The following is a 27000-nucleotide window of genomic DNA, read 5'->3' as shown; positions in this document are numbered from 1 at the left end:
TGTGCCATGCGTCTTTATTACCATCCTCTTTCGTCTTGCAGCCGTCGTGTACTGCTTGTGGCCCGGCAGCTTGGTGTGCCGCTTGAACTGATAGAAGTTGATTTGTTTGGCGGCGAGCAGAACACCCCCGCTTTCCTGCAGCTGAACCCGAATCATCAGGTCCCCGTACTGGAAGACAATGGCCATGTGCTGTGGGAGTCTTACGCCATCATGCAGTACCTGGCAGAGCAGGCGGCGGATCAATCCCTGCATGCAGCCAGTGCACGCGAACGGGCAGATGTCAGCCGCTGGATGTTCTGGTGTGCCCAGCACTGGATGCCGCCCATCAGCAGCCTTAACTGGGAACACGTAATCAAGCACATGGCCGGGCAAGGCCCGGCCAGCGCGGTGGAAGTAGAACGGGCGGAAGCCGGGTTTGTCGCCGCCGGGCAGATCCTCGATCAGCACCTTGCCGGACGGGAGTGGCTATGCGGCCAACAGCCATCGCTGGCCGATCTGGCCATTGCCGCGCCGCTGGCCGACTGGCAGCAGGCCCGCCTGCCGCTCAAAGAGTTTGGGGAAGTTGTCCGCTGGTTTGACCAGATCCAGGCGCTGGACTGCTGGCAGCAAACCGGGCACAGCACCAGCGTGCAGGCTGAGTGAGTACTGCAGGTGCTGTGCGGCAGAATGATGACGCGCAGGGCCAGCAGCAAACACGCCATCACGGTTGGTCAGGCTGAGGGAGTCGCGTTCAGGTAGGGCGACACATGCTGCAGGGCCCGTGCCAGGTATTCCTCTTTCTCACCCACCGGTGCCACGTAATGCAATGCCTCCTGCGCGGCCTGCAGGCCTTCAAGCCTGGCAATCAGCCAGAAAGCCAGATATTGCGAGGCCAGGCAGCCGCCTGCCGTTGCCACATTGTCTCGGGCAAAAAATGGCTGGTTCAACACGCTGACACCTGCTTCCTGCACCCAGGGCTTGGTGATGAGGTCGGTACAGGCCGGGATATCGTGTAACAGTCCAAGCCTGGCCAGTATCAGCGTGCCCGAGCATTGGCCCGCCAGCAGCTGGCGCGAGGGGTCAAACTGCAGCTGTGCCATCAGCGTTTCATCGGCCACCACATCCCGCGTTTTCAGGCCGCTGCCAACAATCACGGCATCCGCCTCACAGGCTTGGGCAAGCGGGATGTGCGACTCCAGCACCATGCCATTCATGGACGTCACCCGGGATGTCGGGCTGGCAATGGATACCCGCCAGTCCGGCTTCTTGATGCGGTTGAGGATGCCAAAGGCAATCAGGGAATCCAGCTCGTTGTAGCCGTCGAAGGTAAGAATGGCGATGTGCATGGCCCGGCCTCGATTGTCCGTTGTGATGGTGACATGCCAGCCTATGCTGAATCAGCCGCACAAGCAAAAAATTGGCATGCATACCGGCCACCACCAAAGCAGGATAGCAAGCACCACCAGACAAGCACGATCAAGCAGCTAGCCGGTTTATCCATACTGCGACGCGGCCCGCTACCAGACTGGCATGCGTCTCAGGGGAGAAGCGGGAAAAACGCAGCATTGGAAAAGTCACTGACCAAGCAGTCGTATACCACGCGGACCCGCGCCGGAACCGGGCTGCGCTGCGGCCGGTACACACTCAGCGCCCAGGGCGTGGGTGCCAGTTCTGGCAGCACCTCTACCAGATCGCCGCTACGCAGGTGGGGAATGGCGACAAAGCCGGGCATCTGGGCAAAGCCAAAGCCTGCCAATACCGCGGCACACTCGGCCTGGGTACTGTTGCTGATGAAGGCCAGTTCCTGCGGAATCCACTGCGACTCCTGACGGAAAAACCAGGGCCACGGCTTGCCGGTGCGCTGGTCTATGGTGCCGACCACCGGCTGTTGCTGTAAGTCCTTCAGCGTGCGTGGCACCCCGCACCGTGCCAGCAAGGCGGGGGCAGCCACCATGAAGAACGGCACCTCGGCCACTTGCCGCGCCACAAAGCGGCTGTCCCGAATCAACCCGTGGCGGATGCCGATATCAATCTGCTCATCCACCACATCGGTTTCATCATCTTCCAGATGCAGTTCGAAATGCAGGCCGGGATACTGCTGACGCAAACGCGCCAGGCTGTGCACCAGGCTGGTCTGGCCGATGGCCTCCGGCGCGGTCAGGCGTACCGTGCCTTCCACCTGCTGGGCCGCATTGGCTTCTGCCCGGCGGAACAGGCAATCAATCCCTTCCACGCCTTGCCTGGCGATATGTGCCAGACGCTCACCTTCGCGGGTAACCCGGCACTGGCGGGTATTGCGGTGGAACAATAGCTCGCCGAACTGGCTTTCCAGTTCCTGAATGGCGCGCGTCACCACTTGTGGCGAAATGCCCAGTTGCTGCGCGGCCTCCTTGAAATTGCGTGCTTCCGCCGCGGTACAAAAGATACGCAGCATTTCCAGTCGATTCAGCATGCATCCGCCCCCATCGTGATACCGGGTAGCTTATTCCTGTTTTGGGAATTCAAAAAGCTTGTTTCATCCATTCCTGAGAATTCAGCAATTGGTGATACTGACGGCTTACGGCGCCAAGCAAGCCGACAGCGCATAGCAATCACCATGAACAAGCGATCATGTTTACACCTCTGCCCCGCCTTGAAATGAGCCCGCCATGCAACTGATTCTGGCCTCCATCTTCCCCATCTTGCTGGCGCTGCTGTGTGGCTACGGCATTGGCCTGTTGCTACCGCAGCGCCATACCCGGCACTGTGCCCGCCTGTTGACGCCGCTGATCTGGCTGCTGCTGTTCTTTTGCGGCAAGGGCTTCGGTACGGTGCTGAGTGATGGTGGCGTGCTGGGCAAAACCCTGGGCACGGCACTGATCTTCGCCTCCTTCACCAGCTTGCTGCCCTGGGGGCTGATCGTGCTGTGCATGCGCCAGCCACGTAGCAACAACCATAGCCAGCCGGCAGAGCGGCCGCCCGGCACGCAGTTTCTGCATGCACTGCGCGACTGCCTGCTGGCCTTGAGCATGGTGGGCATGGGGGCCATGGCCTCCCGGTTTCAGCTGGGCTGGCTGGATGCCATCAGCACCAGTCAATTGCTGTACCTGCTGATTGTGCTGGTTGGCATCGACCTGGCGGAGCTGAAACTGGGCAGTGCCTGGCGCAAACCCGAAGTGATGGTGCTGCCCTTACTGGTAATCATCGGTTCACTGGCCGGAGGCATGGCAGCGGCCGCATTTACCGGCGAGAGTGTGTGGACTTCACTGGCGCTGTCCAGCGGTTTTGGCTGGGTTACCCTGTCCAGCATTCTGGTGAGCAGCAAGCTGGGCAGCAGCTATGGTGCCATTGCCATGATGACCGACCTGTTTCGCGAACTGATGGCCATTGCCATGTTGTACCTGCTGGGCGCGCGCTTCAGCAGAGAGGCCATCGGCATTTGCGGTGCCACCGCACTGGATGCCACCCTGCCCTTGATCCGGCAGAAATGCGGCACCCACCACGTAACGCTGGCCCTGATCAGCGGCTTTGTGCTGACGCTGGTGAGCCCGGTGCTGATCATGATTTCGCTGGCCTAGCACATCTGGCCGCCCACCCTCACGGCGGGCGACGATGTGGCTGCACCGGAAGATGAGGGTCGCTCATTTCTCCAGCACATAACTGCCTGGTGCATCAGCCAGTGCCGGGTACTGTCGGCTGCTGACCGATGGTGCCTTGCCCAGCGCACCCGAGCGTGGTTTCAGCCATTGCATCCAGTCATCCCACCAGCTGCCCTGATGATGTTCGGCAGTCTGCTTCCAGTGTTCCGGGCTTTGGTGGCGCTCGACCGGGGCCACCCAGAAGGCGCGCTTGGGCGGATTGACCGGCGGGTTGACGATACCCAGGATGTGGCCGGAGGTGGACAGCACGAAGCGCTTGTCGCCAGCCAGGAAGTGATTGAGCCGGAAGGATTGCTTCCACGGTGCGATATGGTCATCCTCGGCGGCCACGGCGTACACCGGCTGGCGGATGTTTTCCAGATTGATGGAATGACCGGCCACGGTCAGCGCATTGGGCTTGATCAGATTATTGTGCTGGTAGAACTGGCGCAGATACCAGGAATGCATGGCTGCCGGCATGCGCGTGGTATCCATATTCCAGTACAGCACATCGAAGGCAGAGGGTTTTTCACCGTACAGCCAGCCATGCACCACGTAGTGCCAGATCAGGCTGTTGGGACGCAGCATGCGAAAAGACATGGCCATGTCCTTGCCATCCAGATAGCCGGTTTCGGCCATCTTTCCATCCAGCCAGTCCAGTGTGGCCGGGTCGATGAATACCTCGATATCGCCCGGGCTGTGGTAGTCCACCAGCGTGGCAAAGAAGGTGGCGCTGGCCACCGGGTTATCGCCATCGGCGTAGTGCTGGCTGCTCCATGCCAGCCAGGTGGCCAGCATGGCCCCGCCAATGCAGTAGCCCACTGCATTGACCTGCGGCTGACCGGACAAGGCACTTGCCACCCGGAATGCCTGATCCAGCCCGTCCTGCAAGTATTGGTCGAAGGTGGTGCCGGCCTGGTCGGCACCCGGATTGCGCCAGCTGATGATATAAGTGTCCAGCCCCTGCTCCAGCAGATAGCGGATCATGCTCTTTTTAGGGGTGAGGTCCAGCACGTAAAACTTGTTGATACAAGGCGGCACGATCACCACCGGCACCTGATGTACCGCCTTGACGGTGGGGGTGTAATGAATCAGCTCGAACAAATCATTGCGGAACACCACCTTGCCCGGCGTAGTGCCCAGATTCTCCCCGACTTTGAATTCATCGGTACTGCTCATGCGCACCGTGCCCTGGCGCGCATCCTCCAGAAAGTTTTGCCAGCCCAGCCGCAGGCTTTCGCCATTGGTTTCGGCTGCCCGGCGCATGGCCACCGGATTACTCCAGAAGAAATTGCTGGGTGCCATGGCATTGAGCCAGTTACGGCTCCAGAACGCCGCCTGCCGGGTGGCGCGCGCCGACTGGCCGGGGGTTGCGTACAACATGTCCTGCAAATGATGGGTCAGAATCAGATACCACTGTTTGGCGATATCAAAGCTGGCCGTATCCGACCACTCTGCCTCCACAAAACGGGTATCTTCCGGATGAGGCAGCTCTACATCCGGACCTTTCACACCCAGGCAACGCCTGGCGGCATACTGCTGCAAATTGAACAGTTTTTGCGCCAGCCGGACATTGGATTCGGCCAGCAGGGCGGGATGGCACAACCAGGCCAACTGGGTGTGCATGGCCGATTTACTCATGCCAAATGGATCGAAGATGTTTTCCAGCACATGCACAAAATGCTGCACATTCTGGAATGAATCGATAAACCAAGTATTTTCCGTTGCTGGCTTAGTCATGAACCTCTCCCGGAGCATGTAGCTTGAATGACTCAGCTAGCATAGCCCACCCATCCGGCTTGCTCATGCCTTTGCCTGCTTTGTTTGATATAAAACGGGAGTTGCTGCCAATAAGGCCGGATAACACGCAACAAATGCACAGCTGACCTTCCGGTTTTTGTTGTGTAATGGCAATTCACTAGCTCTCTGGATGTAACGGGCCCACGCCATGCGGCCAGAACAAGTCGTCTTATTCAGCGTCCGTCCGCCTGTTTGAAGATATCGACAATAAATGCCAGCCCAGCCTATTTTTGCAATAAACACCTAGCTATTCGGCAAAAACATGGCCATTCATTTACATGGATCGCTTGGCAATGATGCATCTATTGCCGAGCACCCTTAAAGAAAACAGACTTAACAATAAGCTTTACTTTGAAATATGTTTCATTTTCCGGCAACAAGCATCCATACTATCCAGAGCGGACCTTAACCATCTGCAATCAACCGGCAACAAGACAGGTGGACACTACCCACGGCACCTGTCAGCCGGAACATAAAACTATAAAAGGAGTGTGCAAAATGCGGTCGTTAAAAACAAAACTGATTGTCTTTGTTGCAATATTGCTGGCTATTCTCAGTACCTGCATTGCCGCGCTGGTATACAACCAGATGCGCAGCAGCATTGTCACCGGGGTGGAAAACGAATTAAGTGGCACCGCCAACGGCTATGGCACTTTTGTCAAAAGCTGGTACGACGAGAAGTTGCGCGCCGTGGTGGCGGGCAATCCGCTGGCCGACCATCCTGACCCGGTCCCGACCCTGGCGCGCATCAATGAAGCCGGTGGTTTCTCGCTGACCTATGTCGGTTTTGCCGATCACCATATTGTTTATTCCGATGGCCATGCGCAGAAGCCCGGCTACGACCCGGCCAAACGCCCGTGGTATCAGCAAGCGGTGGCAGCAGGCAAGGCCACCGTGTCGGCCCCCTATGTGGACTTTGACACCGGCAAGCTGTGCCTGACCTTTGTTTCCCCGGTGTCTTCGGGCGGTGCGCTCAAGGCCGTGGTGGGCGGTGACATTTTCATCGACGCCCTGGTCAAGACCGTACTGTCCATCAAACTGCGCGGCGACGGCTACGCCTTTCTGGTGGACAAAAGCGGCAATATCATCGCCCACCATAATCAACAGCTGACGCTCAAACCCATCAGCAGCATTGCACCCACACTTTCTGCCGAGCAACTGAACAGTCTGGCCAGCAGCAATGCCATGCAGCTGATCCAGATGGAAGACAGCAACAAATACGTGAAAGTGGTGGCCATTCCCGGCACCGACTGGTTGCTGGGCGTGGTAATGAACGACAGCGTGATTCGCGAACCGCTGAACAAGCTGTTGCTGACCATTGTCATCATTGCCGCCGTTTCCCTGCTGGTGCTGGTACCGATTGCCAGCGTGATTCTGGCCTCCATGCTCAAGGGCCTGCGCCACCTGAATCAGGCCATGAACGAAATTGCCCGTGGCGAAGCCGACCTCACCCGCCGCATCGAGGTCTCCGGCCAGGATGAAATTGCCGAAACCGCGCATGCGTTCAATCTGTTCGTCGAGCATCTGCGTGACATGTTCCGCCAGGTCAAGCAGGAAGCCGACCGGGTGATCAGCGGAGTCGACGAAGCAGGTGGCACCGTGCGCCGGGTGGCCGAGGACTCACGCGAGATTTCCGACGTGTTCAGCGGCAATGCCGCCACGCTGGAGGAAATTACCGTGAGTATTGCCCATATTGCCGAATCCACCCGTGAAGCAGACCAGTTGGTGAGCCAGACCGACGGTGTTTCCATCCAGAGCGCCAGCGACATCAAGCAGATTTCTTCCGAAATGGCGCGCACGGTGGATGCAGTCAAAGGCTTGTCCGGCATTCTGGAAACCCTGGACAACCGTTCGCAGCAGATTACCGGCATTACCAATGTCATCAAGGACATTGCCGATCAAACCAACTTGCTGGCGCTGAATGCCGCCATCGAAGCGGCGCGCGCCGGTGAAATGGGCCGCGGCTTTGCCGTGGTGGCCGACGAAGTGCGCAAACTGGCCGAGCGCACGGCGCAAGCCACACTGGAAATCACCAGCATGGTCAACACCATCCGCAGTGAAACCAGTCAGGCTGTCAGCAATATGCAGCAGACGGTCAATTCGGTGGATGGTGGGGTGGAAATCACCCAGGGTGCGGTAAAACGGATAGACGACATCCGCCAGGCCATGCAGCAGGTGGTGAGCAAGATGAACGAGATTTCGCTGTCCACCAAAGAACAGCACAACGCCACCACCGCCATTTCGCAAAGCACGGAACGCATCAACAACCGCATCATCGACAGCGACCAATCCTTGCAGGGGGTACACAACACACTGTCCACCCTGAATGATGCCGCCTCGAAAATGCGCGAGATGTTCAGCCGCTTCAAGGTATAAGTCTTTCGCTGTACGGGCTGGCCACTTCACGGCCAGCCCCTTCCCGCCCTCTCGGCTTGCCCTCGGTACAACAAGCCGCCTTATACCCCAGCATCATTGGCCTGACAGCATGGCTTCTTGCCCCTGCATAGCAGCTCTTGCCAGTCAGGCTGCTGCCCAGCTCTACGACTTGCCCTTGCCGGTCAAATCACATCCGGGTCGATGAACAGGCTGGAGCCATCACTGAAGCGCGACAGGCGGAAGGGATGGGCGTCCACCACCGGCGTGGTGTCGCACAGCAAATCGGCCGCCAGCTCCCCCGCACCCGGCCCGATACCAAAGCCGTGGCCGCTGAAGCCTGCTGCCAATACCAGGCCAGGCAATGGCTCCACCTTGGAAATAACCGGCACCAGATCCGGCGTCAGGTCGATACGCCCGGCCCAGCTGGCAGCCATCTCCACCCCGGCAAGTTGTGGCCGGCCATGACGAAAACCCGCCAGCGCCTTGCTGGTGATGGCGGGTTCAGGCAGCGGGTTGTAAATGCGTTCCTGCTCGAACACCGTCGGCACACCCGCAGCGGGCAGCTGCTGCCAGCGCCGTTGTTGCTGAAAGCTGCGCCAGCCAATACCGAGCCGGATATCACGCCAGTTACGCAGCAATAGCGGAGAAAAACGGCCAAAGTGGCGGAAGCTGTCCGGGCCGACATCATGTTGCTCGCCTTCCAGCAGGGTGACGGTATAGCCGCCATCCAGCCGGCGGCGCAAGCAGACATCGGCACTGCACAGGGTGCCGGGCACCACTTCCGGCGCGGACGTGGTGCGCAACACTGTGGCGCGGACATTCAGCTGCGGCAACACCACGCCATGCTGGCGCAACAAGAGTGAGGACCAGGCACCACCGGCCAGCAACACCCGCGGTGCACGCACGATGCCGTGCTCGGTTTCCACCCCCTGCACCCGGCCCTGTTCCAGCAACAGGCGGCGAACTGCCGTTTGCTGATGCAGGGTCACGCCCAGGCGGCGCGCCTCACGCGCCAGCGCCGGTACGGCGATACCCGGCTCCGCCCGGGCATCATCCGGGGTATGCAGACCACCCAGCCACGGGCCATTAACGCTGGGCAGGGCGGCCTCGGCAGCGGCGGCATCCAGCTCATCCACCCGGATGCCCGCAGCGCGGCCATTCACCGCCCAGCGTTGCCAGCGCGCCAGTACGGCAGGGTCCCGCGTCAGGCTGAGCAAGCCGGTACGCCGGAAACCCAGGTCGGTATCCAGCTGTTGTTGCCATGCCTCCCACAGCGACAGGCTGTGCACGATCAGGGGCAGCTCGCGCCGGTCGCGCCCTTGCTGGCGCACCCAGCCCCAGTTGCGGCTGGATTGCTCGGCCGCCACCAGGCCCTTTTCCAGCAAGGCCACTTTCAGGCCACGCCGGGCAAGGTGCAAGGCAGCACTTACCCCGACCACACCGGCACCGATGATCACCACATCGGCACTGGCGGGGAGCGGGTCGTTTTCTTCCACCCAGCTGAAAGGCTGGCGCAGGATCTCGGCAAAGGGTTGTGACGGCATGATGCTTATCCTGTCGATTTGCTTGTGATGCGACCGGCCTGCATGTGAACGGCACGATCACACAGATGGTCGATCACATCGCCATCATGACTGACCAGCAGCATGGACAAATTTTGTTGCTGCTTCAAGCGGGTCAGCAAATTGAGGATTTCCGCCTGTACCGACATGTCCAGCGCCGAGGTGGGTTCATCCAGCAGCAACAGGCGCGGCTGCAACAGCAAGGCACGCACAATGGCAATGCGCTGGCGCTGGCCGCCGGAAATCTGATGCGGATAACGTGTGGCGATGTCAGGCTCCAGCCCCACCTCCTGCAAGGCGGCATCTACACGCGCGGCAATGTCTTTCTCCCCCAGCAGCTGCAATGGCTCGCTCAGGGTACGGCGCAAGCGATGCCTTGGGTGCAAGGAGGCGTAAGGGTCCTGAAACACCATTTGTACATCACGCCGCAACTGGCTGGCAAACGGACGGCCAGGAGCAAGCGCACGGCCAAACAGCGACTAAAAGACGCAGTGCAAAATGCACTGCGTCTTTTCTGTACCAAGCACACAAAGCTGAATCAGGCCGCACCCAGATAGGCATTCTGCACTGCGGCATCATGCATCAGTTGCTGCGCCGGGCCGGACAGGGCAATCCGGCCGTGTTCCAGTACATAGGCATCGTCAGCAATGCGCAGGGCCAAACGCGCATTCTGCTCCACCAGCACCACCGTCACCCCGTGCTGGCGGATGGTTTCAATCACCCGGAAAATCTGCTGCACAAACTGCGGCGCCAGCCCCAGCGAGGGTTCATCCAGAATCAGCAGCCGTGGTTTGGCCATCAACGCCCGGCCTATGCACAGCATTTGCTGCTCGCCACCGGACAGAGTGCCGGCCAGCTGTTTGCTGCGCTGCTGCAGGATGGGGAAGATGTCATGTACAAAGGCCAGCTCCTGCTGCCAGTCACGCTGCGCCCCAGCACCCAGTTGCAGGTTCTCCCTTACCGTCATGTTGGAGAAGATCTGCCGCCCTTCCGGCGCGTGCGACAAGCCGCTTTGCACGATGCGGTGGGCGGGCTGGCCATGGATGGCTGCACCGTCAAACCGTATGCTGCCCTGCTCCAGCGGATAGATACCGGAAATGGCACGCAGCAAGGTGGTTTTGCCCGCACCGTTGGCACCCAGAATGGTGACAATGCGCTGCGCTTCCACCTGCAGGGAAACCTCGTGCAGAATCGGCACGCCGCCCAGCGTCACGCTGATGTTTTCAACTTGCAACAACGCCATCAGGCCTCCTCGCTGCCTAGATAGGATGTAATCACCGCCGGATCGCGCATCACCTGTTCCGGGCTGCCTTCGGCCAGCAAGCGGCCGGATGACAGCACCAGTACGTGGTTGCAGATTTTCTTCACCAGGCTCAGGTCGTGCTCCACCAGCAACAGGCTCAGGCCTTCCTGGCTCAGTTGACCCAGAAAATCAGCCAGCGCGGCGGTTTCGCTGTCGTTCAGCCCGGCCGCCGGTTCATCCAGAATCAGCAAGCCCGGTTGCAAGGCCAGGGCGCGGGCGATTTCCAGATACTTGCGCTTGCCATAGGACAGATTGGCCGCCAGCTCGAACGCCAGCCCGTCCAGCCCGGTCCGGCGCAGTGCCGCCCAGGTGGCCGCACTCACCGCCTGCGCGCTGTGCTGCTGGCGGCTCCACAGCGCACGCCAGCCAAAGCGTTGCTGGCTGAGTGCGCCGATGCTGACATTGTCAAACACCGTCATGCCGGGAAACACCCGCAGGTTCTGGAAGGTGCGCGCAATGCCCTGCCGGGCAATCTGCGGCACCGGCAGGCCGTCGATGCGCTGTCCGGCATAGTGGACCTCACCCCGGCTGGGGCGCGAAAAACCGGTAATCACATTGAACAAAGACGTCTTGCCTGCACCATTCGGCCCGATCAGGCCGGTAATGCCACCAGCGGGCAGACGCAGGGAGATATCTTCCAGCGCATGTACGCCGCCGTAACTTAGCGACAGCTGCTTCAATTCCAGCAAGGTTTCGCTCATGACTGCTCCAGCGCTTTGAGATGGCTGCGGAACACCCGCAGCGCCGAGTATTCGCCAATCAGGCCCTTGGGCAGGAACATGATGAAGCCGAACATGATGGAGCCCACCACCAGCATGCGGTAATCCCCCAGGCTGCGCAGCAGCTCTGGCAACAGGGTGAGCAACAAGGCCCCCATGATGGCACCGGGCAGGCTGCCCAGGCCGCCAATCACCACCATGGCCAGAATGGTGATGGATTCGCTGAAGCGGAAATCGCCCGGCGACACATAGCGGGTGGAGTACGCCCACAGCGCACCGGCCAGACCGGCAATGAAACAGCCCAGCACCATCACCTGTATTTTCAGCTTGGCCGGGTCCAGCCCCATGGCGGCCACGCACTGCTCATCCTCACGCAAGGCACGCAGCGCATTGCCGTAGTAAGAATGGACGGTGCGCTCCAATACCAGGTAACACAGCAGGAACACCAGCATCACCAGGCCCAGATTGATGGCCGGGCTGGCGGTACTGAGCGGGGCGATGTCGGTAATGCCCATCGGCCCGCGGGTGAAATCCACCCAGTTAAGCAAGGTGACATACACCGCCTGACCTATGCCCAGCGTGGCCACGGCAAAGTGGACATTCACCAGCCGCCGCGTCAGCCAGGCAGTCAGCCCGCCCAGCAGCGCCGCAGTCACACCGGCCAATGGCAGGGTCAGCCAGGGGGAAAACTGGTACTGGCTGGACAGCAAGGCGGAGGTATAAGCCCCCACGCCGTAAAACGCCGCATGGCCCAGCGTCATCATGCCGGCCACGCCGGTAATCAGGTTGGCACTGGCGGCCAGCAGGCCGAACACCAGCGCCATGCTGGCCAGCCGGTAGAGGTAGCTGGCATCCAGCCAGCCCAGCAGCAGCCACAAGACGGCCAGCAACACTAGCGGCCTTGTTGAACGGGACAGACTAGACACGTTCCACCTTCTTTCCAAACAAGCCGCGCGGGAAGTACAGCAGGGTGATGAGCAACAGGCCGTAGCTGATCAGCTCGGACCAGCCCTGCGACACGAAATCGGTGGACAGCGCTTCGCACAGCCCCAGAACAATGGCGCTGATGACGGCACCGGGGATGGAATCCAGCCCGCCCATCACCATGGCGACAAAGGCCTTGATGCCGGGCGAAAAACCCATCTGCGGGAAAATATTGCCCGAATACAGCCCCACCACAATGCCGGACACCGCCCCCATCAGCGAGCCGATGGCAAAGGTGGCAATGATGATGTGATTGACATTGATGCCCACGTGCAAGGCACCCAGCCGGTTATTGGACACCGCGCGGATGGACAGGCCCAGCCGGGTACGGAACAGCAACCATTGCAACAGCAGGAACATCAGCAAGGCGGTGACGAAAATCAGCACCTGACCGCTGGCAATGCTCAGCGGCCCCAGCTGGATGGGGGTCATCAGCAAATACGCCTGCGGAATGGACTGCATGTCGGCACCGACATACAGCTGCATCAGCTCGCGGGTGATGATGGAAATGGCCAGCGAGGACAGCAGGGTTGCCTCGCGCAGCGCCTTGGACTTGAGCGAGGCCTCGTCATTGAAACGACGGAATGGCCGGAAGGCCACCCGCTCCAGTAACACCCCCAGCACCAGCCCGGCCGCAGCCACCAACAGCAGCACGGCAAAAGCCGGCGGGGCCAGCAGCTGAATGGCCAGCAGCCCGGCGAACGCCCCCAGCATGTAGATTTCGCCATGGGCGAAATTCACCACATTGAGTACACCGAAAATCAGCGTGAAGCCGATGGCAATCAGCGCATACACCAGCCCCTGCGCCAGGCCGTTCAATAGCTGCTGCACCAGGAAAACATCAAAAAAATCCAGCATGTGCATTCTCGTGCAAGGCCCGCCACTGGCGGGCCAGTGAATCAATTGGCTACCGAAGTGAAATCACCATTGTGGATTTGCAGGCGCGACAGGTTCTTGGCCGGCTCGCGAGTCACCGGGTCGAAGGTGGTATTGCCGGTTACACCGGGGAAGTCCTTGGTGGCGGCCAGTGCATTACGTACTGCCTCGCGGCTGGCTTTTTCACCACCGGCCTTGGCAATGGCATTGAGCATGATGCGGGTTGCGTCATAGGCCTGACCGGCAAACATGGACGGCTCCACGTGATAACGAGCTTCATAGGCCTTGACGAAGGCCTGTACGTTCGGCTCCTTGCTGCTGGCGGTAAAGGTGGTGGAAATCTTCACCCCTTCCGCTGCCGGGCCAGCCAGCTGGATCAGTTTTTTCTCGTACATCGAGGACGAGCCATACACCGGCACATTGAAGCCCAGTTGCAGCTTTTGTTGCAGCAAGGCAGCGCCGTCTTCATACATCAGCGCCAGATAGATGGCATCCGGGTGGGTACGGGCCACCTTGGTCAGGATGGCGCGAAAATCGCGGGTGCCCGGGTTGAAGCTTTCCAGCGCGGTGATTTCGCCACCGGCATCCTTGAAGGATTTGGCAAAATTCTTGCTGGCGGTCTGGCCCCAGTCGTTCTGGATGCTGATGACGGCAACTTTCTTGATCTTGTTCTGGCTGATCCAGCGGGCGTTATACGGGCCTTCAAACGCCTCGGTGATGATGTTGCGGAATTGCCAGGGGCTGATTTTGACGAAATCCGGGTGCGATGCGGTTTGCGACAATTGCGCCAGATGGGTTTCGGCATACACCTTGCCTGCGGCAATGGAAACCGTGGAGGAGAAATCGCCGATTACCCCGACAATGGAATTGTCATCGGAAAACTTGTGGGCAATCGACACGCCTTCCAGCGCATCACCCTTGCTGTCAGCAAACTTGATGACTACCGGTGCAGCTTTATGTGTCTGATTATATTCATCCAGTGCCAGATTGGCGGCATTACGAAACTGGTTGCCATACTGCGCATATTCACCGGTCAATGGTGCCTGATAGCCAATGGCAACCGGGGCGGCAAACGCCGACAGTGAAAGCGAGGAAAACGCGGCAATAATCAGTGCCTTGTGATATTGACTGGCGGCAGACATGAGTAATCCTTGACTGGTATTAAAAGCAATGTATTGGTAAAAACGGCTGCCTTGATACAAACAATGGCAGCCGTAGGGTTAATGCCGCCAATCTAGCACCGCCGTTTCACCCACTGATTTCCCATTCTTCACATGCTTATCATTTATTCGTGCTTGACAACATGCATCGCCCAAACAGCGCGACAAATCAATTAAAAAACAGCGATTCGCGACAATAAAATTCTGCACAAAATGCCTGCGGCGCAATATTGGATAATTGTCTTTATTTCAGATTTACTGTGCAGGAATTGATATTTGGCCACTCAAAAACCCATGTTAGGGTGTGGTTTTTATCACGGGTGTTTTGCAGCATGACAAGCAGCGCACAAACACAGGGCCTGGCGGCTCTGGAAGAACGTATCCGGCAAGACCTGGACTACCTTGGCCTGCCAGCCAAAAACTGGACCATCCCGGCCAGCCACCCGGAAGGTGAAGTCAAAGATGTGGTGATTGTCGGTGGCGGCATGTCCGGCCTGGCGGTGGCCGCCGCACTGGCTTTCAATGGCGTGGATGCCGACATCTACGACCAGTCCCCCGCCGGACTGGAAGGTCCGTGGGCCACCACTGCCCGCATGATTACCCTGCGCTCCCCCAAGGAGCTGCCCGGCCCTTGCCTGGGCATTCCCAGCCTCACCTTTCGTGCCTGGTACGAAGCGCAGCACGGCCTTGAAGGCTGGCAGCAACTGGACAAGATTCACCGCCTGAGCTGGGCGGAATACCTGCGCTGGTATCGCGAGGTACTGCAACTGAAGGTGCATAACCTGCAAAAGCTGGTCGATGTGGAAGCCCGCGCCGATGGCGTAGTGGCCCTGTCTTTCCGCGACAGTGCCAATGGTGAAACCCGCCAGGTGCTGGCGCGCCATGCGGTACTGGCCACCGGCCGCGATGGCCTGGGCGGTGCCAGCCTGCCCGCCTGGGCCGCCCGCCTGCCACGCAGCCACTGGGTGCACTCCGGCGACGCCTGGTCCGGTGACATGCTGCGCGGGCGCAATGTCACCGTGATTGGCGGTGGTTCTTCAGCCATGGATGCCGCCGCCACGGCACTGGAAAACGGTGCCGAGCGCGTGTCCTTGCTGATCCGCCGCCCCGACCTGCCGCGCATCAACAAAAGCAAGGGCACGGTCAATCCGGGCATGGCACACGGCTTCCGCCTGCTGTCAGACGAATGGAAATGGAAGGTCCGTCATTACCTGAACACCACCCAGGTACCGCCGCCGCACAGCAGCACCTTGCGCGTGTCCCAGCACCCCAATGCCAGCTTTCACTTTGGCATTCAGGTGGAAACCGCCCGGCTGGTGGATGACAAGGTGGTGCTCAGTACCAATCTGGGCGAAGTACATACCGACTTCGTCATCTTCTGCACCGGCTTTTGCACCGACTGGGCACAGCGGCCGGAATATGCCCGTATCGCCGGCCATGTAAGGCTATGGCAGGACCACTACCCCAGCCTGCCCGGCGCGCCGGATCGCGAACTGGCCGGCTCGCCTTATCTGGGCAGCCTGTACCAGTTTCTGGAAAAACAGCCTGGCAGCCTGCCGGGGCTGGAGCGGATTCACTGCTTCAATTACGCGGCAGCCCTGTCGCAGGGCGCCAGCGCCGGGGATATTCCGCAAGTCAGCGACGGCGCACAACGGCTGGCTTCCGGCCTGATTGCCAGCCTGCTGGAGGAGGATGTCGATCAGCACTACGCCCGGCTACAGCAGTATGCCGAGCCGGAGCTGTATGGCAACGAATGGCAAGCCGCCACCACACTGCCACAGTCCTGAGCAAGCACCCACAGCTGACTGGGCATGCTTGTCATGGCCGGGGACAGATTCCTCAAGGCGCTGCCCCCGGCCTCTCCTTCCTGCTTTTGCAAGCCCGGCCCGCCCATTCCGGGGCTGCCGTACGACAAGTGGATTTACCATTTCAGTGCAAGCGCGCCCGGCTTCGGTGCAGCATCTTGAGCGCATGATGCGCCCGTCTGCCATCCACCCCCTCCCAACACCCGTCATTGCTTGATTTTGCTAGCCTGCCGAATGGCTGGCACGCTCTTTGCGTAATGTGTTTCAGCAACTGGTCAGACCAGTCTGACCGGACAGACCACCAGAGAGCTCACATGAACGTCCCACAACAAATTGCCCAGGCCCTGCAAAGAAAACTGCAAGACGGCCACTACCGCGCCGGGGAAAACCTGCCGGGCCAGCGCGAACTGGCCGAAGCCATGGGGGTGAGCCGTGCTTCACTGCGCGAGGCCATTTCCATGCTCGAAGCACTGGGACTGGTGAAGTCGCAACCGGGCAAGGGGGTATTGGTCACCACCGGTCAGGTACGCCAGCACAAGGACATCCCGGCCGGGCCGTTTGCCGCCAGCCCGCAGGCCACTTTCGAGTTCCGCATGGTGCTGGAGCCGGCGGCGGCAGCGCTGGCTGCGCGTCATATCACGCCGGAGGGCAAGGCCTTGCTGTGGCAGATTCAGGCCACGCTGGAAGACGCATTGAAGAACCAGGACCTGGTAGCCGCCGCAGAAGCCGACCTGGATTTTCACCTGCAAGTAGCACGCCTGTCCGGCAATGCCCTGTTTCACCAGGTAGCGCGTTCGCTGTCGGCCCCCATCGGCCACAGCCTGCGACTGCCCTTTGCCGACCACCTGCATATCTGGGAAACCGCCCACGAGCATCAGGTTGTCACCGACGCCATTACCCAGGGCAAGCCGGCAGAAGCCCATCTGGGAATGCTCAACCATTTGCGCAATGCCGCCGCCAGAGTGGGACTGCAGATGGATTCGCTCTAAGCCACGCCAACATCCTGTTCATTTCCCGGAGAAACCGTCATGCATCGTCGCACCTTCACCCTCGGCCTGTTGGCTGCCAGCCTGCTGGGCAGTCTGTGGGGTTTACCGGCCCAGGCCGAACGCCTGGCCAGCATCAAACAGGCAGGACTCATCAAGATTGCCATTCCGGCGGACTTTCCGCCCTTTGGTTCCACCGGCCCGGACATGAAACCGCAAGGCTACGACATCGACACGGCAGAACTGATTGGCCGCGAACTGAAAGTGAAAGTGGAGCTGGTGCCGGTCAGCAGTGCCAACCGTATTGCCTACCTCACCACCGGCAAGGCTGATTTGTTGATTTCCAGCCTGGGCAAAAACCCGGAGCGGGAAAAGGTCATCAATTTCTCCGTCGCCTATGCACCGTTTTTCAATGGCGTGTTCGGCCCGAAGGATCTGACGCTGGACAAGCCGGAAGGGCTGGCTGGCAAGACAGTGGGCGTGACCCGCGGCTCGATCGAGGACCTGGAACTGAGCAAGGTGATTCCGGTCAGCGCCAACCTCAAGCGTTTTGAAGACAACAACGCCACCATTGCTGCCTATCTGGCCGGTCAGGTGCAAGTGGTGGCCACCGGTAATGTGGTGGCCACCACCATCAATGCACAAAGCAAGCGCCCGCGCCGACTGGAGCAGAAATTCCTGATCAAGAACTCGCCGTGCTTTGTAGGGGTGAACAAGGACGATCCGCAACTGCTGGAACAGGTGAACCAGATCATCAACAAAGCCAGAAAAGATGGCGAGCTGAACCGCATCTCGCTCAAGTGGCTGAAAACTCCGCTGGCCAGCTCGCTGCTGTAAATCCCCCGGTAGCAGGCCCTGCCGCAATATGCGGCGCGCCGGCTGCCCCTTTCCTGCCCACCCGGGAGAATGGTGATGAGTTATCAGTTTGACTTTCTGGCTGTAGCCAGGGAGACCCCCGAGCTGGCCGCAGGCCTGGCACGGACTGTGGAGCTGACCGCAGTGGCCTGCGTTGCCGGTTTGCTGATCGGCATTATCGGTGCGGCATGCCGCGCCTGGCAGATACGCCCGTTCAACACGCTGTTTGCCGTGTATGTGGAGATGTTCCGCAATACGCCGTTTCTGGTGCAGCTGTTTTTCCTGTTTTTCGGCCTGCCCACCATCGGCATCGAGATTGCACCGGATAGCGCAGCCATGCTGGCCATGGTGATCAACCTGGGGGCTTATGCGGTGGAAATCATCCGCTCCGGCATCGAAGCCACCCCCAAGGGACAGATTGAAGCCGCCCAGGCGCTGGCGCTCAAGCGCTGGCAGATTTTCCTGCACGTGGTCTTGCGCCCGGCGCTGTTGCGGGTGTGGCCGGCCATGACCAGCCAGGTGGTGATCGTGATGCTGGGCTCGGCAGTGTGCGCGCAGATTTCCACCGAAGAGTTGAGCTATGCCGCCAGCCTGATCCAGTCGCGTAATTTCCGCGCCTTTGAAACCTACTTTGTCACTGCCGGGCTGTATCTGGCGCTGGCGCTGCTGCTGCGCCAGACCCTGCTGCGCGGTGGCGGACGACTGTTGAAACGGGGAAGACCATGAACGATTTCACCCTGGGCGACATCCTGCACGCCCTGCTTGGCGGCCTGCAATGGACAGCCATCCTGTCGCTGACCGCTTTTGTACTGGGCTCCTGCGGCGGGCTGATCATTCTGGCATTACGCCTGGCACATCGCCCGGTATTGGTCTGGCTGGCCAAAACCTTTATCGAGGTGTTTCAGGGTACGCCCTTGTTGATGCAGCTGTTCATCGTGTTTTTCGGCCTGTCGCTGGGCGGGGTGGAAATTCCGCCCTGGCTGGCTGCGGCACTGGGGCTCACCCTGTACACCAGCGCCTACCTGGCAGAAATCTGGCGCGGCTGCGTCAATGCCATTCCCAATGCCCAATGGGAAGGGTCGGCCGCGCTGGCGCTCAACCGCTACCAGCAAATGCGCCATGTCATCCTGCCGCAAGCCCTGCGCATGGCCATTGCCCCCACCGTGGGCTTTCTGGTGCAGGTGGTCAAAGGGACTTCCGTTGCCTCCATCATCGGTTTTGTCGAACTGACCAAAACCGGCGGCATGCTGGCCAATGCCACCTTTGAACCCTTCCTGATTTACGGACTGGTAGCCGCAGGCTACTTCCTGCTGTGCTACCCGCTTTCGCTGTATTCGCGTCACCTGGAAAGGACACTCCATGTCGCTCGTTAACATTACCGGCCTGCACAAGCATTACGGCCCCAACCACGTACTCAAGGGTGTGGACCTGACCGTGAAGCAGGGCGATGTCGTCACCCTCATCGGCCGCAGCGGCTCGGGCAAGAGCACCTTGCTGCGTACCATCAACGGCCTGGAAAGCTTTGATGAAGGCAGCATCACCCTGGCCGGGCAAACCATAGGCAGCCGCGATGCCAAGACCTTGCAGCAATTGCGGCTGCAAGTGGGCATGGTGTTCCAGCAGTTCAATCTGTTTCCGCACCTGACTGTGGGAGAAAACATCATGATGTCGCCGCGCGTGGTCAAGGGTGAGTCACCCCACGTCCTGCGCGAAGAGGCCCATGCCCTGCTGGCCAAGGTGGGCCTGGCCGACAAGTTTGACGCCTGGCCGGACCAGCTCTCCGGCGGCCAGCAACAGCGCGTGGCCATTGCCCGGGCGCTGGCGATGAAACCCCAGGTGCTGCTGTGCGACGAAATCACCTCGGCACTGGACCCGGAGCTGGTCAACGAAGTGCTGGCCGTGGTACGCCAGCTGGCGCAAGAAGGCATGACGCTGATCATGGTCACCCATGAAATGCGCTTTGCCCGCGATGTCAGCAATCACGTGGTGTTCATGCATCAGGGCAAGATTCACGAAGCAGGCCACCCGTCCGATTTGTTCTCCCGCCCGCAAACCCCCGAGCTGCAAAACTTCGTCAGCGCCGTGATGTGACACCTGCCCTATCAAGCCAAGGAAACCCCATGCACTACCCGATTCTGAGCGCCCCGCCTGCCATTTTGCCGGACTGGGCCAGCCAGGCCATCAACCTGGCCGACCCCCGCATTGGCGCACGTGGCTTGTATTCCAGCGATGAATTTTTTGCGCCGCTGGCGCGCATGCTGAACCCGGAAGCCGCCATTTTCGTACCTGGAAAATACGACGAAAACGGCAAATGGATGGATGGCTGGGAAACCCGCCGCAAGCGCCATCACGGTCACGACTGGAGCATCATCCGTCTGGGCAGGCCCGGGCGGATTGCCGGCTTTGATATCGACACCAGCCACTTCACCGGCAACTACGCCCCGGCCATCTCGATAGAAGCCACCCATTGTGCCGACGACAGCCTGCCGGCACTGGAGCAGGCCGTGTGGCAGGAAATCCTCCCGTCCACCGCCCTGGGCGGCAACCAGCACCACTTGCTGCAAATCAGCAATGCGGGGGTTTGGAGCCACTTGCGACTGCGCATTTACCCGGATGGCGGTATTGCCCGCCTGCGCGTGTATGGCCAGCCAGATACCGCATCCGCACTGCAAACGGTGGCAGAGCCGATTGACCTGGTGGCCATGGAAAACGGCGGCCGACCGATTGCCTGGAACGACGCCCACTTCGGCCATCCGTCCAACCTGCTGTTACCGGGACGCGGCAGCAATATGGGTGAAGGCTGGGAAACCCGGCGGCGGCGCGAACCGGGCCACGACTGGTGCATTCTGGCACTGGGCGTACCTGGCATGATCGAGCGTATCGAGGTGGACACGGCTCACTTCAAGGGCAATTTTGCCGATCGCTGCTCCTTGCAGGCGGCCAATGCTCTCAGCAGCATGCCCGCCGCGCTGATTGCCGAAAGCCAGTTCTGGCCGGTGCTACTGCCGGAAACCCCGCTCACCATGGATGCCATTCACCATTTTGCCGATACCGTGGCCCAGTTGGGCCCGGTCAGCCATGTGCGGCTGAACATCCACCCCGATGGCGGTATTTCACGCTTGCGCCTGTTTGGCCAGGTGGCCAGATGAGAAGCGCCACCCTGCACCGTGCCGAAGCCCTGACGGCAACGGCCTTCCGGCCCTTTGGTGAGGTGATGGAAGCGGGCCCGGAAGCGCGGCAGTTTGCCATCAATGGTGGCAATACCATGCGCTTTCACGACCTGGCACGGCTGGATGCCGGGCCGGATGGCCGCCTGATGGTCAGTATCTTTCGTGGCCAGCCACGTAAGCTGCCGTTTGAAGTGTGCATGATGGAGCGCCACCCGCATGGCAGCCAGGCCTTCATGCCGCTGTCCGGTCAGCCTTATCTGGTGGTGGTGGCGCCCCCCGGCGCGCCGCCCAGCGCGGACACCATCCGGGTTTTTCTGGCCAGTCCGCAACAAGGCGTCAACTATGCCGCAGGCGTGTGGCACCACCCCTTGCTGGCGCTACACCAGCCCTGCGACTTTCTGGTACTGGACCGCGATGGCAGCAGCCCCAACTGCGACGAAGTACAACTGCCGGTCAGTGTGATGATCAGCCTCTGAACTACCAGCCTGCCTGTTAATCCAGGCAGGCCTGCTTGCCGGGCCGCACCGGCCTGTAGACTTAGCCCGTGCATCCGGCCTGCCTATCCCGCGCAAAATCGCATGTTCTTTATTCACTTTTCTGATAATCAATGTGGAAATTCTTGTTTATTGAGAATAAGCCTGGCTTGTTATAGTCCTTCCAGACCGCCGGATGGCGGGACGACAAACAAAACAACAGCCAGGAGTACATTGTGAAACGATTTGCCATTGCCGCCCTGCTCGCCGCCATTCTGCCGGGCCTTGCTGCCGCCGAAGACCTGGCCAAGATCAAATCCGCCGGTGTCATCCGTGTGGGTACCGAAGGCACTTACGCCCCGTTTACCTATCACGATGCCAGCGGCAAGCTGGTGGGTTTTGATGTGGAAATTGCCCAGGCCGTAGCCGCCAAGCTGGGCGTGAAAGCCGAATTCATCGAAGGCAAATGGGACGGCCTGATTGCCGGCCTGGATGCCAACCGTTACGACGCGGTGGCCAACGAGGTGTCCATCACCGACGCCCGCAAGGCCAAGTACGACTTTTCCAATGCCTACATCGCCTCCAAGGCCGCGCTGATCGTGAATGGCAACAGCCCGATCAAGAGCTTTGCCGACCTCAAGGGCAAGAAGTCCGCCAACACCCTGACCAGCAACTTCGGCAAGCTGGCGCAATCCTTCGGTGCCGAAGTGGTGCCTGTACAAGGCTTTAACGATTCGCTGGAACTGCTGGCCTCCGGCCGCGTGGATGCCACCATCAACGACAGCCTGTCCTTCCTGGATTACAAAAAGCACCAGCCCAACTCCAAGCTACGCATTGCCGCCACCGAAAAGGACGCCGACTTCTCCGGCATCATTTTCCGCAAGGGCAACCCGCAGCTGCAAGCCGCCATCAACAAGGCCTTGGCTGACATCAAGACAGACGGCACATACCAGAAAATTTCCTTCAAATACTTTGGCGAAGACGTATCGCACTGAGCGATACCGCCTTACACGGTATGCCCGCTTGCCCCGTTCTACGGGGCAAGTTTTTTGGTACCGCACAATAACAATCATGGAGTCGGCACATGCCTGAATGGTTGAAACTGATGGTGGAATCACTGCCGTCGCTGCTGTATGCCGGGCTGGTGTTCACCGTACCGCTTACCCTGCTGTCCTTTGCCTGTGGCCTGTCGCTGGGCTTTGTCACCGCGCTGGTGCGGCTGTATGGCCCCAAGCCGCTGGCGGACGGCTTTCGCTTTTATGTGTGGCTGATTCGTGGCACGCCCTTGCTGGTGCAGCTGTTCCTGATTTTTTACGGCCTGCCCAAGGCCGGCATCGTGTTCGACCCCTTGCCCGCCGCTGTCATCGGCTTTTCGTTGAATGTCGGGGCCTACACCTCGGAAGTGATTCGCGCCGCCCTGCTGGCGGTTCCGCGCGGCCAATGGGAAGCGGCTTATTCCATCGGTCTGACCTGGGCCCAGGCCATGCGCCGCACCATCCTGCCGCAAGCCAGCCGCGTAGCCGTGCCGCCCTTGGCCAATACCTTCATCTCGCTGATCAAGGACACCTCGCTGGCCGCGGTGCTGACCGTGCCGGAAATCTTCCAGGCCGCGCAGCGCATTGCCTCGGTCACCTATGAACCGCTGATCCTGTATACCGAAACTGCACTGATCTACCTGGTGTTCAGCTCCGTGCTGTCCGCCGGCCAGCAAAAGCTGGAAGCCCGCTTTGGCCAGCACCTGCACCAGGCCCAGGAGACGAAATGATTCAACTGCACAATATCGACAAGCATTTTGGCAACCAGCATGTGCTCAAGGACGTGTCGCTGCAGGTGCCACCCGGCCAGGTGACGGCGCTGATCGGCCCGTCCGGCAGTGGCAAGAGCACCCTGCTGCGTTGCATCAACCTGCTGGAAACCCCCAGCGCCGGGCAGATTACCCTGGGCGATGCCAGCCTGCAGTTTGGCCATGGCCATGCGCAGCCGGGCCGTCAGGACATTCATCGCCTGCGCCTGCAAACCGGCATGGTGTTCCAGAACTTCCAGCTGTTTCCGCACCGCACCGCGCTGGAAAACGTGATGGAAGGCCTGCTGGTGGTGAAGAAATGGCCACGCAGCCAGGCAGAGGCGCGCGCGCGCGAACTGCTGCAGCAAGTGGGCATGGCGCACAAGGCGGATGCCTGGCCCGGCACCCTGTCCGGTGGCCAGCAGCAACGGGTGGCCATTGCCCGTGCACTGGCCCAGTCCCCCGGCCTGCTGCTGTGTGACGAACCCACCTCGGCACTGGACCCGGAGCTGGCCAGCGAAGTGGTGGCCGTACTGCGCCAACTTGCTGCCAACAAGATGACCATGCTGATTGCCACCCACGACCTGCGACTGGCCGCCACGCTTGCCGACACCGTGGTGTTTCTGGAAGATGGCCGCATCGTGGAGCAAGGCAGCAGCCGCCAGCTGTTTTTGCAGCCGCAAAACCCGCGTACCGCCAGCTATGTCTCCACGCTGACGGAAGGCCTGCCGGAAGACTGGTAACACCCTGCGCTGCCAGTCAACAAAACAAAGGCGTCCGCCGTAAGGGAGACGCCTTTCTTGCATCTGCCGGTATTGCAGATGCGCAGTGTCAGAACACCGGCACCACCGCCCCCTGGTAACGCTGGTCGATAAACTGGCGCACGTCGTCAGTGGACAGCGCTGCCACCAGCTTTTTCAGCGCCGGGCTGCTGCGGTTGTCCTCGCGCGACACAATGACATTGGCGTAAGGCGACTGGCTGCCTTCGCTGAACAGCGCATCCCGCTTGGGTTTCAGCCCGCCTTGCAACGCGTAGTTGGTATTGATCAGCGCAATGTCCACCTGGTCCAGCACGCGTGGCAGGGTGGCGGCTTCCAGTTCCTTGATCTTGAAATGGTGCGGGTTGCTGCTGATATCACGCGCACCGGACAGGATGTTGGCCGGGTCCTTCAGGCTGATCAGGCCCTGCTTGTGCAGCAGCAACAAGGCGCGGCCGGTATTGGACGGGTCGTTGGGAATGGCAATGGTGGCACCATCCGGCAGCTCGCTAACCTTGTGGACCTTGTGCGAATAAGCCCCGAACGGCTCCACGTGAATGGCCGCCACGCTCACCAGTCGGGTGCCCTTGGACTTGTTGAAGCTATCCAGAAAGGGCTGATGCTGGAAGTAATTGGCGTCGATTTCCTTGCCAGCCACGGCCAGGTTTTCCTGCAGGCCATTGCTGAACACTTTTACTTTCAACTCAATGCCCTGCTTGGCCAGCGCCGGTTTGACGTGTTCCAGAATCTCGGCGTGCGGGACGGCTTCGGCACCGATGGTGAGTACTTCGGCGTGGGCGGGGAGGCTGGCGGCCAGGCCAAACAAGGCCAGCCAGAGGCTTGCGCGTTTCATGCATATTCTCCTGCGGTGGTGGGAAGGGAAGCTGCCTGCAATGCTTGCGGGGAAAGCAGGTCGGCATGGTGTCGGACGGCCACTTTGGGATGGGAGCGCAGACGTCCTTTGAGATAGTTGTCACCAATCCGGTAAAACAGCGGGTTGTCCGGGTCGGCCTCCGGGCCGCGTGCTTCGGCGGCCAGCCCGGCTGGCAGTTGCAGCAGCGGAATGGTGGCATCCAGCCGCGGGCCGAGGAAAAAGGCCACGGACAAGCGGTCCTTGCCTTGCGGCGGGCTCAGCACGCGATGCACATTGGCCCGCAGGTAGCCATCGGATGCCATTTCCAGCGATTCACCGATATTGACGATGAAGCTGCCCGGCAAGGACGGGGCATCAATCCAGCCCTGCTCGCTCTCCACTTGCAGACCGTCCTGATTGTCGTCTTGCAGCAGCAGGGTGAGGAAGCCGCCGTCCTTGTGCGGCCCCACGCCCTGCCCGGCCGCACCTTGCGGGCTGCCCGGATAGCCGATGATTTTCAGATGCTGCACCGGAGCCTCTACAAAGGCATCGTCGAAAATATCGACCGGTTGTTGCAAGGCTTCGGCAAAGGCGCGCAGCAACTGGATGGAAAGCCGGGTGGTTTCCTGCTGCCAGTCCAGCAGCACCGCTTTGAGCTGCGGCAAGGCGGTCGGCCATTGATTGGGGCCTTGCAGACGCCACCACGGCCCCTGCGCTGCCAGGTCCGGCCGCGGGGGACGTTCGGCACCGATATCCAGTTGTTCGCGCCAGTCAGCAGCACCGCGGGTACGTTCTTCGCCAGCACGGGTATAGCCACGAAAATGCGGCGAGTTTTCCATGTCGATGGCCAGCTTGTCCTCTTCCGGCAGGGCAAAGAATGCGCGCGATGCCTGGCGCAGTGCCGTCACCTTGTCAGCGGCAATACCATGGCCTACCAGATAAAAGAAACCGTGGTCACGTGCCGCACCACGTAGTTGTTGCAGCAGCTGCTGACGTTGTTCCGGGCTGCCATCGAACAGGCTGAAGTCGATAATGGGCAGGGTAAGAGGGCTTGGCATGACATCTCCGTAAAGCGGCACCACAGGGGTGCCGGGAAGCTTCACGATATGCCATGACAATGATCTTGCGAACCAAGAAAAACTGATTTGAATATCAAGCCCTTGGCTGTGCCGCAACAGCCCTCAGGCCGCCTCGACACTGCCGCCCAGATAGAACTGGTGTACGTCTTCACGCGCGGCCAGCTTGGTCGAACTGCCGGAGAGCGCCACATGGCCGTTTTCCAGCAGATAGGCCTGATGGCTGTAATGCAAGGCCAGGTTGGCGTTCTGCTCGGCCAGCAAGAAGCTCACCCCTTCCTGCCGGTTCAGCGCTTGCAATATCTCGAAAATCTCCTCGACGATTTTCGGGGCCAGGCCCATGGATGGCTCATCCAGCAACACCAGCCGTGGCGCGGCCATCAGCGCACGGCCTATGGCCACCATCTGCTGCTCGCCACCCGATGTATAGCCCGCTTGCGAACGGCGGCGTTCTTTCAGACGCGGGAAATACTGGTAGATACGGTCCAGATCCTGCTGCAAGGCTGCGCGGCTGGGCTTGCGCGCAAAAGCACCGGTCAGCAGGTTTTCTTCCACGCTCAGGTGGGCAAAGCAATGCCGCCCTTCCAGTACCTGCACCAGCCCGCGCTGTACCAGCTCATGCGGGGCGGTATGGCTGACATCCTGCCCGTCATAGACAATGCGCCCTTGTTGCAGGCAGCCGCGCTCGGCTGCCACCAGCCCGGCAATAGCCTTGAGCGTGCTGCTCTTGCCTGCCCCATTGGCCCCCAGCAAGGCCACGATCTGCCCCGCGTCCACCTGCAAGGAAACACTGCCCACGGCCAGAATGGCCTGGTTGTACACCACCTGAATGCCTTCCACCTGTAGTAAGGGCTGGCTCATGATT

General features: G+C 60.3%; 27 protein-coding genes. 14 read left to right on the top strand and 13 right to left on the bottom strand.

Annotated elements, in window-relative coordinates:
- Window positions 1-6 precede the first annotated feature (6 nt).
- Window positions 7-642 carry a glutathione S-transferase family protein gene (locus HWX34_RS16500; RefSeq protein WP_178973270.1) on the top strand — a complete coding sequence of 212 codons (636 nt, stop codon included), beginning with the start codon at window positions 7-9 and terminating at the stop codon, window positions 640-642.
- A gap of 68 nt (window positions 643-710) precedes the next feature.
- On the opposite strand, the gene HWX34_RS16495 is transcribed toward HWX34_RS16500, so the two are convergent.
- Both HWX34_RS16495 and HWX34_RS16490 read right to left on the bottom strand, forming a co-directional pair.
- Complete coding sequence (locus tag HWX34_RS16495; RefSeq protein ID WP_178973269.1) at window positions 711-1325, bottom strand: DJ-1/PfpI family protein; 615 nt, start codon at window positions 1323-1325, stop codon at window positions 711-713.
- A gap of 191 nt (window positions 1326-1516) precedes the next feature.
- Window positions 1517-2431, bottom strand: coding sequence for a LysR family transcriptional regulator (locus HWX34_RS16490; protein ID WP_178973268.1), 915 nt, complete (start codon window positions 2429-2431; stop codon window positions 1517-1519).
- 196 nt (window positions 2432-2627) lie between these two features.
- Between HWX34_RS16490 and HWX34_RS16485 the strand changes: the two genes are divergently transcribed.
- Window positions 2628-3536, top strand: a complete 909-nt coding sequence (locus HWX34_RS16485) for a lysine exporter LysO family protein (RefSeq protein ID WP_218645223.1) — start codon at window positions 2628-2630, stop codon at window positions 3534-3536.
- A gap of 63 nt (window positions 3537-3599) precedes the next feature.
- On the opposite strand, the gene HWX34_RS16480 is transcribed toward HWX34_RS16485, so the two are convergent.
- Window positions 3600-5336: an alpha/beta hydrolase gene (locus HWX34_RS16480; RefSeq protein WP_218645222.1), complete on the bottom strand. Its 1737-nt coding sequence runs from the start codon at window positions 5334-5336 to the stop codon at window positions 3600-3602.
- 558 nt (window positions 5337-5894) lie between these two features.
- Here HWX34_RS16480 and HWX34_RS16475 point away from each other — a divergent pair.
- Window positions 5895-7772: a methyl-accepting chemotaxis protein gene (locus HWX34_RS16475; protein WP_178973267.1), complete on the top strand. Its 1878-nt coding sequence runs from the start codon at window positions 5895-5897 to the stop codon at window positions 7770-7772.
- A 182-nt stretch (window positions 7773-7954) separates the two neighbouring features.
- On the opposite strand, the gene HWX34_RS16470 is transcribed toward HWX34_RS16475, so the two are convergent.
- From HWX34_RS16470 to HWX34_RS16440, 7 genes are all read right to left on the bottom strand, one after another.
- The gene (locus tag HWX34_RS16470) at window positions 7955-9316 is read right to left on the bottom strand and encodes an FAD-binding oxidoreductase (RefSeq protein ID WP_178973266.1); all 1362 of its coding nucleotides are present in this window, start codon (window positions 9314-9316) and stop codon (window positions 7955-7957) included.
- 5 nt (window positions 9317-9321) lie between these two features.
- Window positions 9322-9765 carry an ABC transporter ATP-binding protein gene (locus HWX34_RS16465; RefSeq protein WP_255497250.1) on the bottom strand — a complete coding sequence of 148 codons (444 nt, stop codon included), beginning with the start codon at window positions 9763-9765 and terminating at the stop codon, window positions 9322-9324.
- A gap of 107 nt (window positions 9766-9872) precedes the next feature.
- Window positions 9873-10571 (bottom strand): ABC transporter ATP-binding protein, encoded by a 699-nt coding sequence (locus HWX34_RS16460; RefSeq protein ID WP_218645228.1) that lies wholly within the window; start codon window positions 10569-10571, stop codon window positions 9873-9875.
- Between the two features lie 5 nt (window positions 10572-10576).
- On the bottom strand, window positions 10577-11338 hold the full coding sequence (locus HWX34_RS16455) for an ABC transporter ATP-binding protein (RefSeq protein ID WP_178973263.1): 762 nt from the start codon (window positions 11336-11338) through the stop codon (window positions 10577-10579).
- Window positions 11335-12282, bottom strand: a complete 948-nt coding sequence (locus HWX34_RS16450; RefSeq protein WP_178973262.1) for a branched-chain amino acid ABC transporter permease — start codon at window positions 12280-12282, stop codon at window positions 11335-11337. Before HWX34_RS16450 ends, HWX34_RS16455 begins: the two co-directional genes overlap by 4 nt.
- The gene (locus tag HWX34_RS16445; protein ID WP_178973261.1) at window positions 12275-13198 is read right to left on the bottom strand and encodes a branched-chain amino acid ABC transporter permease; all 924 of its coding nucleotides are present in this window, start codon (window positions 13196-13198) and stop codon (window positions 12275-12277) included. The genes HWX34_RS16450 and HWX34_RS16445 overlap by 8 nt, the downstream gene beginning before the upstream one ends.
- A 41-nt stretch (window positions 13199-13239) precedes the next feature.
- Window positions 13240-14358 (bottom strand): ABC transporter substrate-binding protein, encoded by a 1119-nt coding sequence (locus HWX34_RS16440; protein ID WP_178973260.1) that lies wholly within the window; start codon window positions 14356-14358, stop codon window positions 13240-13242.
- Window positions 14359-14708: 350 nt separating this feature from the next.
- Here HWX34_RS16440 and HWX34_RS16435 point away from each other — a divergent pair, with 350 nt between their 5' ends.
- The 11 genes from HWX34_RS16435 (at window position 14709) to HWX34_RS16385 (ending at window position 24191) form a co-directional block, all read left to right on the top strand.
- Window positions 14709-16163: a SidA/IucD/PvdA family monooxygenase gene (locus HWX34_RS16435; RefSeq protein WP_178973259.1), complete on the top strand. Its 1455-nt coding sequence runs from the start codon at window positions 14709-14711 to the stop codon at window positions 16161-16163.
- 332 nt (window positions 16164-16495) lie between these two features.
- Window positions 16496-17170, top strand: a complete 675-nt coding sequence (locus HWX34_RS16430) for a FadR/GntR family transcriptional regulator (RefSeq protein WP_178973258.1) — start codon at window positions 16496-16498, stop codon at window positions 17168-17170.
- A 39-nt stretch (window positions 17171-17209) separates the two neighbouring features.
- On the top strand, window positions 17210-18004 hold the full coding sequence (locus tag HWX34_RS16425; protein ID WP_178973257.1) for a transporter substrate-binding domain-containing protein: 795 nt from the start codon (window positions 17210-17212) through the stop codon (window positions 18002-18004).
- Window positions 18005-18079: 75 nt separating this feature from the next.
- On the top strand, window positions 18080-18748 hold the full coding sequence (locus HWX34_RS16420; protein ID WP_178973256.1) for an amino acid ABC transporter permease: 669 nt from the start codon (window positions 18080-18082) through the stop codon (window positions 18746-18748).
- A complete protein-coding gene (locus HWX34_RS16415) occupies window positions 18745-19395 on the top strand; it encodes an amino acid ABC transporter permease (RefSeq protein WP_178973255.1) in 651 nt (216 codons plus the stop codon). The genes HWX34_RS16420 and HWX34_RS16415 overlap by 4 nt, the downstream gene beginning before the upstream one ends.
- Window positions 19382-20113, top strand: a complete 732-nt coding sequence (locus HWX34_RS16410; protein WP_178973254.1) for an amino acid ABC transporter ATP-binding protein — start codon at window positions 19382-19384, stop codon at window positions 20111-20113. The genes HWX34_RS16415 and HWX34_RS16410 overlap by 14 nt, the downstream gene beginning before the upstream one ends.
- 29 nt (window positions 20114-20142) lie before the next feature.
- Complete coding sequence (gene alc / locus HWX34_RS16405) at window positions 20143-21171, top strand: allantoicase (protein ID WP_178973253.1); 1029 nt, start codon at window positions 20143-20145, stop codon at window positions 21169-21171.
- The gene (locus HWX34_RS16400; RefSeq protein ID WP_178973252.1) at window positions 21168-21668 is read left to right on the top strand and encodes an ureidoglycolate lyase; all 501 of its coding nucleotides are present in this window, start codon (window positions 21168-21170) and stop codon (window positions 21666-21668) included. The genes alc and HWX34_RS16400 overlap by 4 nt, the downstream gene beginning before the upstream one ends.
- Before the next feature lie 233 nt (window positions 21669-21901).
- On the top strand, window positions 21902-22660 hold the full coding sequence (locus tag HWX34_RS16395) for an amino acid ABC transporter substrate-binding protein (protein WP_370459769.1): 759 nt from the start codon (window positions 21902-21904) through the stop codon (window positions 22658-22660).
- Between the two features lie 89 nt (window positions 22661-22749).
- Complete coding sequence (locus HWX34_RS16390) at window positions 22750-23430, top strand: amino acid ABC transporter permease (protein ID WP_178973251.1); 681 nt, start codon at window positions 22750-22752, stop codon at window positions 23428-23430.
- Window positions 23427-24191, top strand: coding sequence for an amino acid ABC transporter ATP-binding protein (locus tag HWX34_RS16385; RefSeq protein ID WP_178973250.1), 765 nt, complete (start codon window positions 23427-23429; stop codon window positions 24189-24191). Before HWX34_RS16390 ends, HWX34_RS16385 begins: the two co-directional genes overlap by 4 nt.
- 88 nt (window positions 24192-24279) lie before the next feature.
- On the opposite strand, the gene HWX34_RS16380 is transcribed toward HWX34_RS16385, so the two are convergent.
- From HWX34_RS16380 to HWX34_RS16370, 3 genes are all read right to left on the bottom strand, one after another.
- Window positions 24280-25059, bottom strand: coding sequence for a MetQ/NlpA family ABC transporter substrate-binding protein (locus HWX34_RS16380; RefSeq protein ID WP_178973249.1), 780 nt, complete (start codon window positions 25057-25059; stop codon window positions 24280-24282).
- Window positions 25056-26117, bottom strand: coding sequence for an isopenicillin N synthase family oxygenase (locus HWX34_RS16375; RefSeq protein WP_178973248.1), 1062 nt, complete (start codon window positions 26115-26117; stop codon window positions 25056-25058). Before HWX34_RS16375 ends, HWX34_RS16380 begins: the two co-directional genes overlap by 4 nt.
- A 123-nt stretch (window positions 26118-26240) precedes the next feature.
- A complete protein-coding gene (locus HWX34_RS16370; protein ID WP_178973247.1) occupies window positions 26241-26996 on the bottom strand; it encodes an ABC transporter ATP-binding protein in 756 nt (251 codons plus the stop codon).
- Window positions 26997-27000: the final 4 nt, after the last annotated feature.

This window comes from Aquitalea sp. LB_tupeE, assembly GCF_013391415.1.
In the GTDB taxonomy this organism is placed as follows: Bacteria; Pseudomonadota; Gammaproteobacteria; order Burkholderiales; family Chromobacteriaceae; genus Aquitalea.
Note: the sequence above shows the minus strand (reverse complement) of the source record. Positions and strands in the feature narration are given on the sequence as shown.

Excerpts from the sequence above, each read along its gene's own strand:
- HWX34_RS16415 (WP_178973255.1), top strand. The coding sequence starts at position 18,745 with ATGAACGATTTCACCCTGGGCGACATCCTGCACGCCCTGCTTGGCGGC.
- HWX34_RS16435 (WP_178973259.1), top strand. The coding sequence starts at position 14,709 with ATGACAAGCAGCGCACAAACACAGGGCCTGGCGGCTCTGGAAGAACGT.
- HWX34_RS16485 (WP_218645223.1), top strand. The coding sequence starts at position 2,628 with ATGCAACTGATTCTGGCCTCCATCTTCCCCATCTTGCTGGCGCTGCTG.
- HWX34_RS16425 (WP_178973257.1), top strand. The coding sequence starts at position 17,210 with ATGCATCGTCGCACCTTCACCCTCGGCCTGTTGGCTGCCAGCCTGCTG.
- HWX34_RS16385 (WP_178973250.1), top strand. The coding sequence starts at position 23,427 with ATGATTCAACTGCACAATATCGACAAGCATTTTGGCAACCAGCATGTG.
- alc (WP_178973253.1), top strand. The coding sequence starts at position 20,143 with ATGCACTACCCGATTCTGAGCGCCCCGCCTGCCATTTTGCCGGACTGG.
- HWX34_RS16445 (WP_178973261.1), bottom strand. The coding sequence starts at position 13,198 with ATGCTGGATTTTTTTGATGTTTTCCTGGTGCAGCAGCTATTGAACGGC.
- HWX34_RS16410 (WP_178973254.1), top strand. The coding sequence starts at position 19,382 with ATGTCGCTCGTTAACATTACCGGCCTGCACAAGCATTACGGCCCCAAC.
- HWX34_RS16430 (WP_178973258.1), top strand. The coding sequence starts at position 16,496 with ATGAACGTCCCACAACAAATTGCCCAGGCCCTGCAAAGAAAACTGCAA.
- HWX34_RS16495 (WP_178973269.1), bottom strand. The coding sequence starts at position 1,325 with ATGCACATCGCCATTCTTACCTTCGACGGCTACAACGAGCTGGATTCC.
- HWX34_RS16455 (WP_178973263.1), bottom strand. The coding sequence starts at position 11,338 with ATGAGCGAAACCTTGCTGGAATTGAAGCAGCTGTCGCTAAGTTACGGC.
- HWX34_RS16420 (WP_178973256.1), top strand. The coding sequence starts at position 18,080 with ATGAGTTATCAGTTTGACTTTCTGGCTGTAGCCAGGGAGACCCCCGAG.
- HWX34_RS16490 (WP_178973268.1), bottom strand. The coding sequence starts at position 2,431 with ATGCTGAATCGACTGGAAATGCTGCGTATCTTTTGTACCGCGGCGGAA.
- HWX34_RS16375 (WP_178973248.1), bottom strand. The coding sequence starts at position 26,117 with ATGCCAAGCCCTCTTACCCTGCCCATTATCGACTTCAGCCTGTTCGAT.
- HWX34_RS16400 (WP_178973252.1), top strand. The coding sequence starts at position 21,168 with ATGAGAAGCGCCACCCTGCACCGTGCCGAAGCCCTGACGGCAACGGCC.
- HWX34_RS16500 (WP_178973270.1), top strand. The coding sequence starts at position 7 with ATGCGTCTTTATTACCATCCTCTTTCGTCTTGCAGCCGTCGTGTACTG.
- HWX34_RS16440 (WP_178973260.1), bottom strand. The coding sequence starts at position 14,358 with ATGTCTGCCGCCAGTCAATATCACAAGGCACTGATTATTGCCGCGTTT.
- HWX34_RS16470 (WP_178973266.1), bottom strand. The coding sequence starts at position 9,316 with ATGCCGTCACAACCCTTTGCCGAGATCCTGCGCCAGCCTTTCAGCTGG.
- HWX34_RS16390 (WP_178973251.1), top strand. The coding sequence starts at position 22,750 with ATGCCTGAATGGTTGAAACTGATGGTGGAATCACTGCCGTCGCTGCTG.
- HWX34_RS16480 (WP_218645222.1), bottom strand. The coding sequence starts at position 5,336 with ATGACTAAGCCAGCAACGGAAAATACTTGGTTTATCGATTCATTCCAG.
- HWX34_RS16475 (WP_178973267.1), top strand. The coding sequence starts at position 5,895 with ATGCGGTCGTTAAAAACAAAACTGATTGTCTTTGTTGCAATATTGCTG.
- HWX34_RS16380 (WP_178973249.1), bottom strand. The coding sequence starts at position 25,059 with ATGAAACGCGCAAGCCTCTGGCTGGCCTTGTTTGGCCTGGCCGCCAGC.
- HWX34_RS16370 (WP_178973247.1), bottom strand. The coding sequence starts at position 26,996 with ATGAGCCAGCCCTTACTACAGGTGGAAGGCATTCAGGTGGTGTACAAC.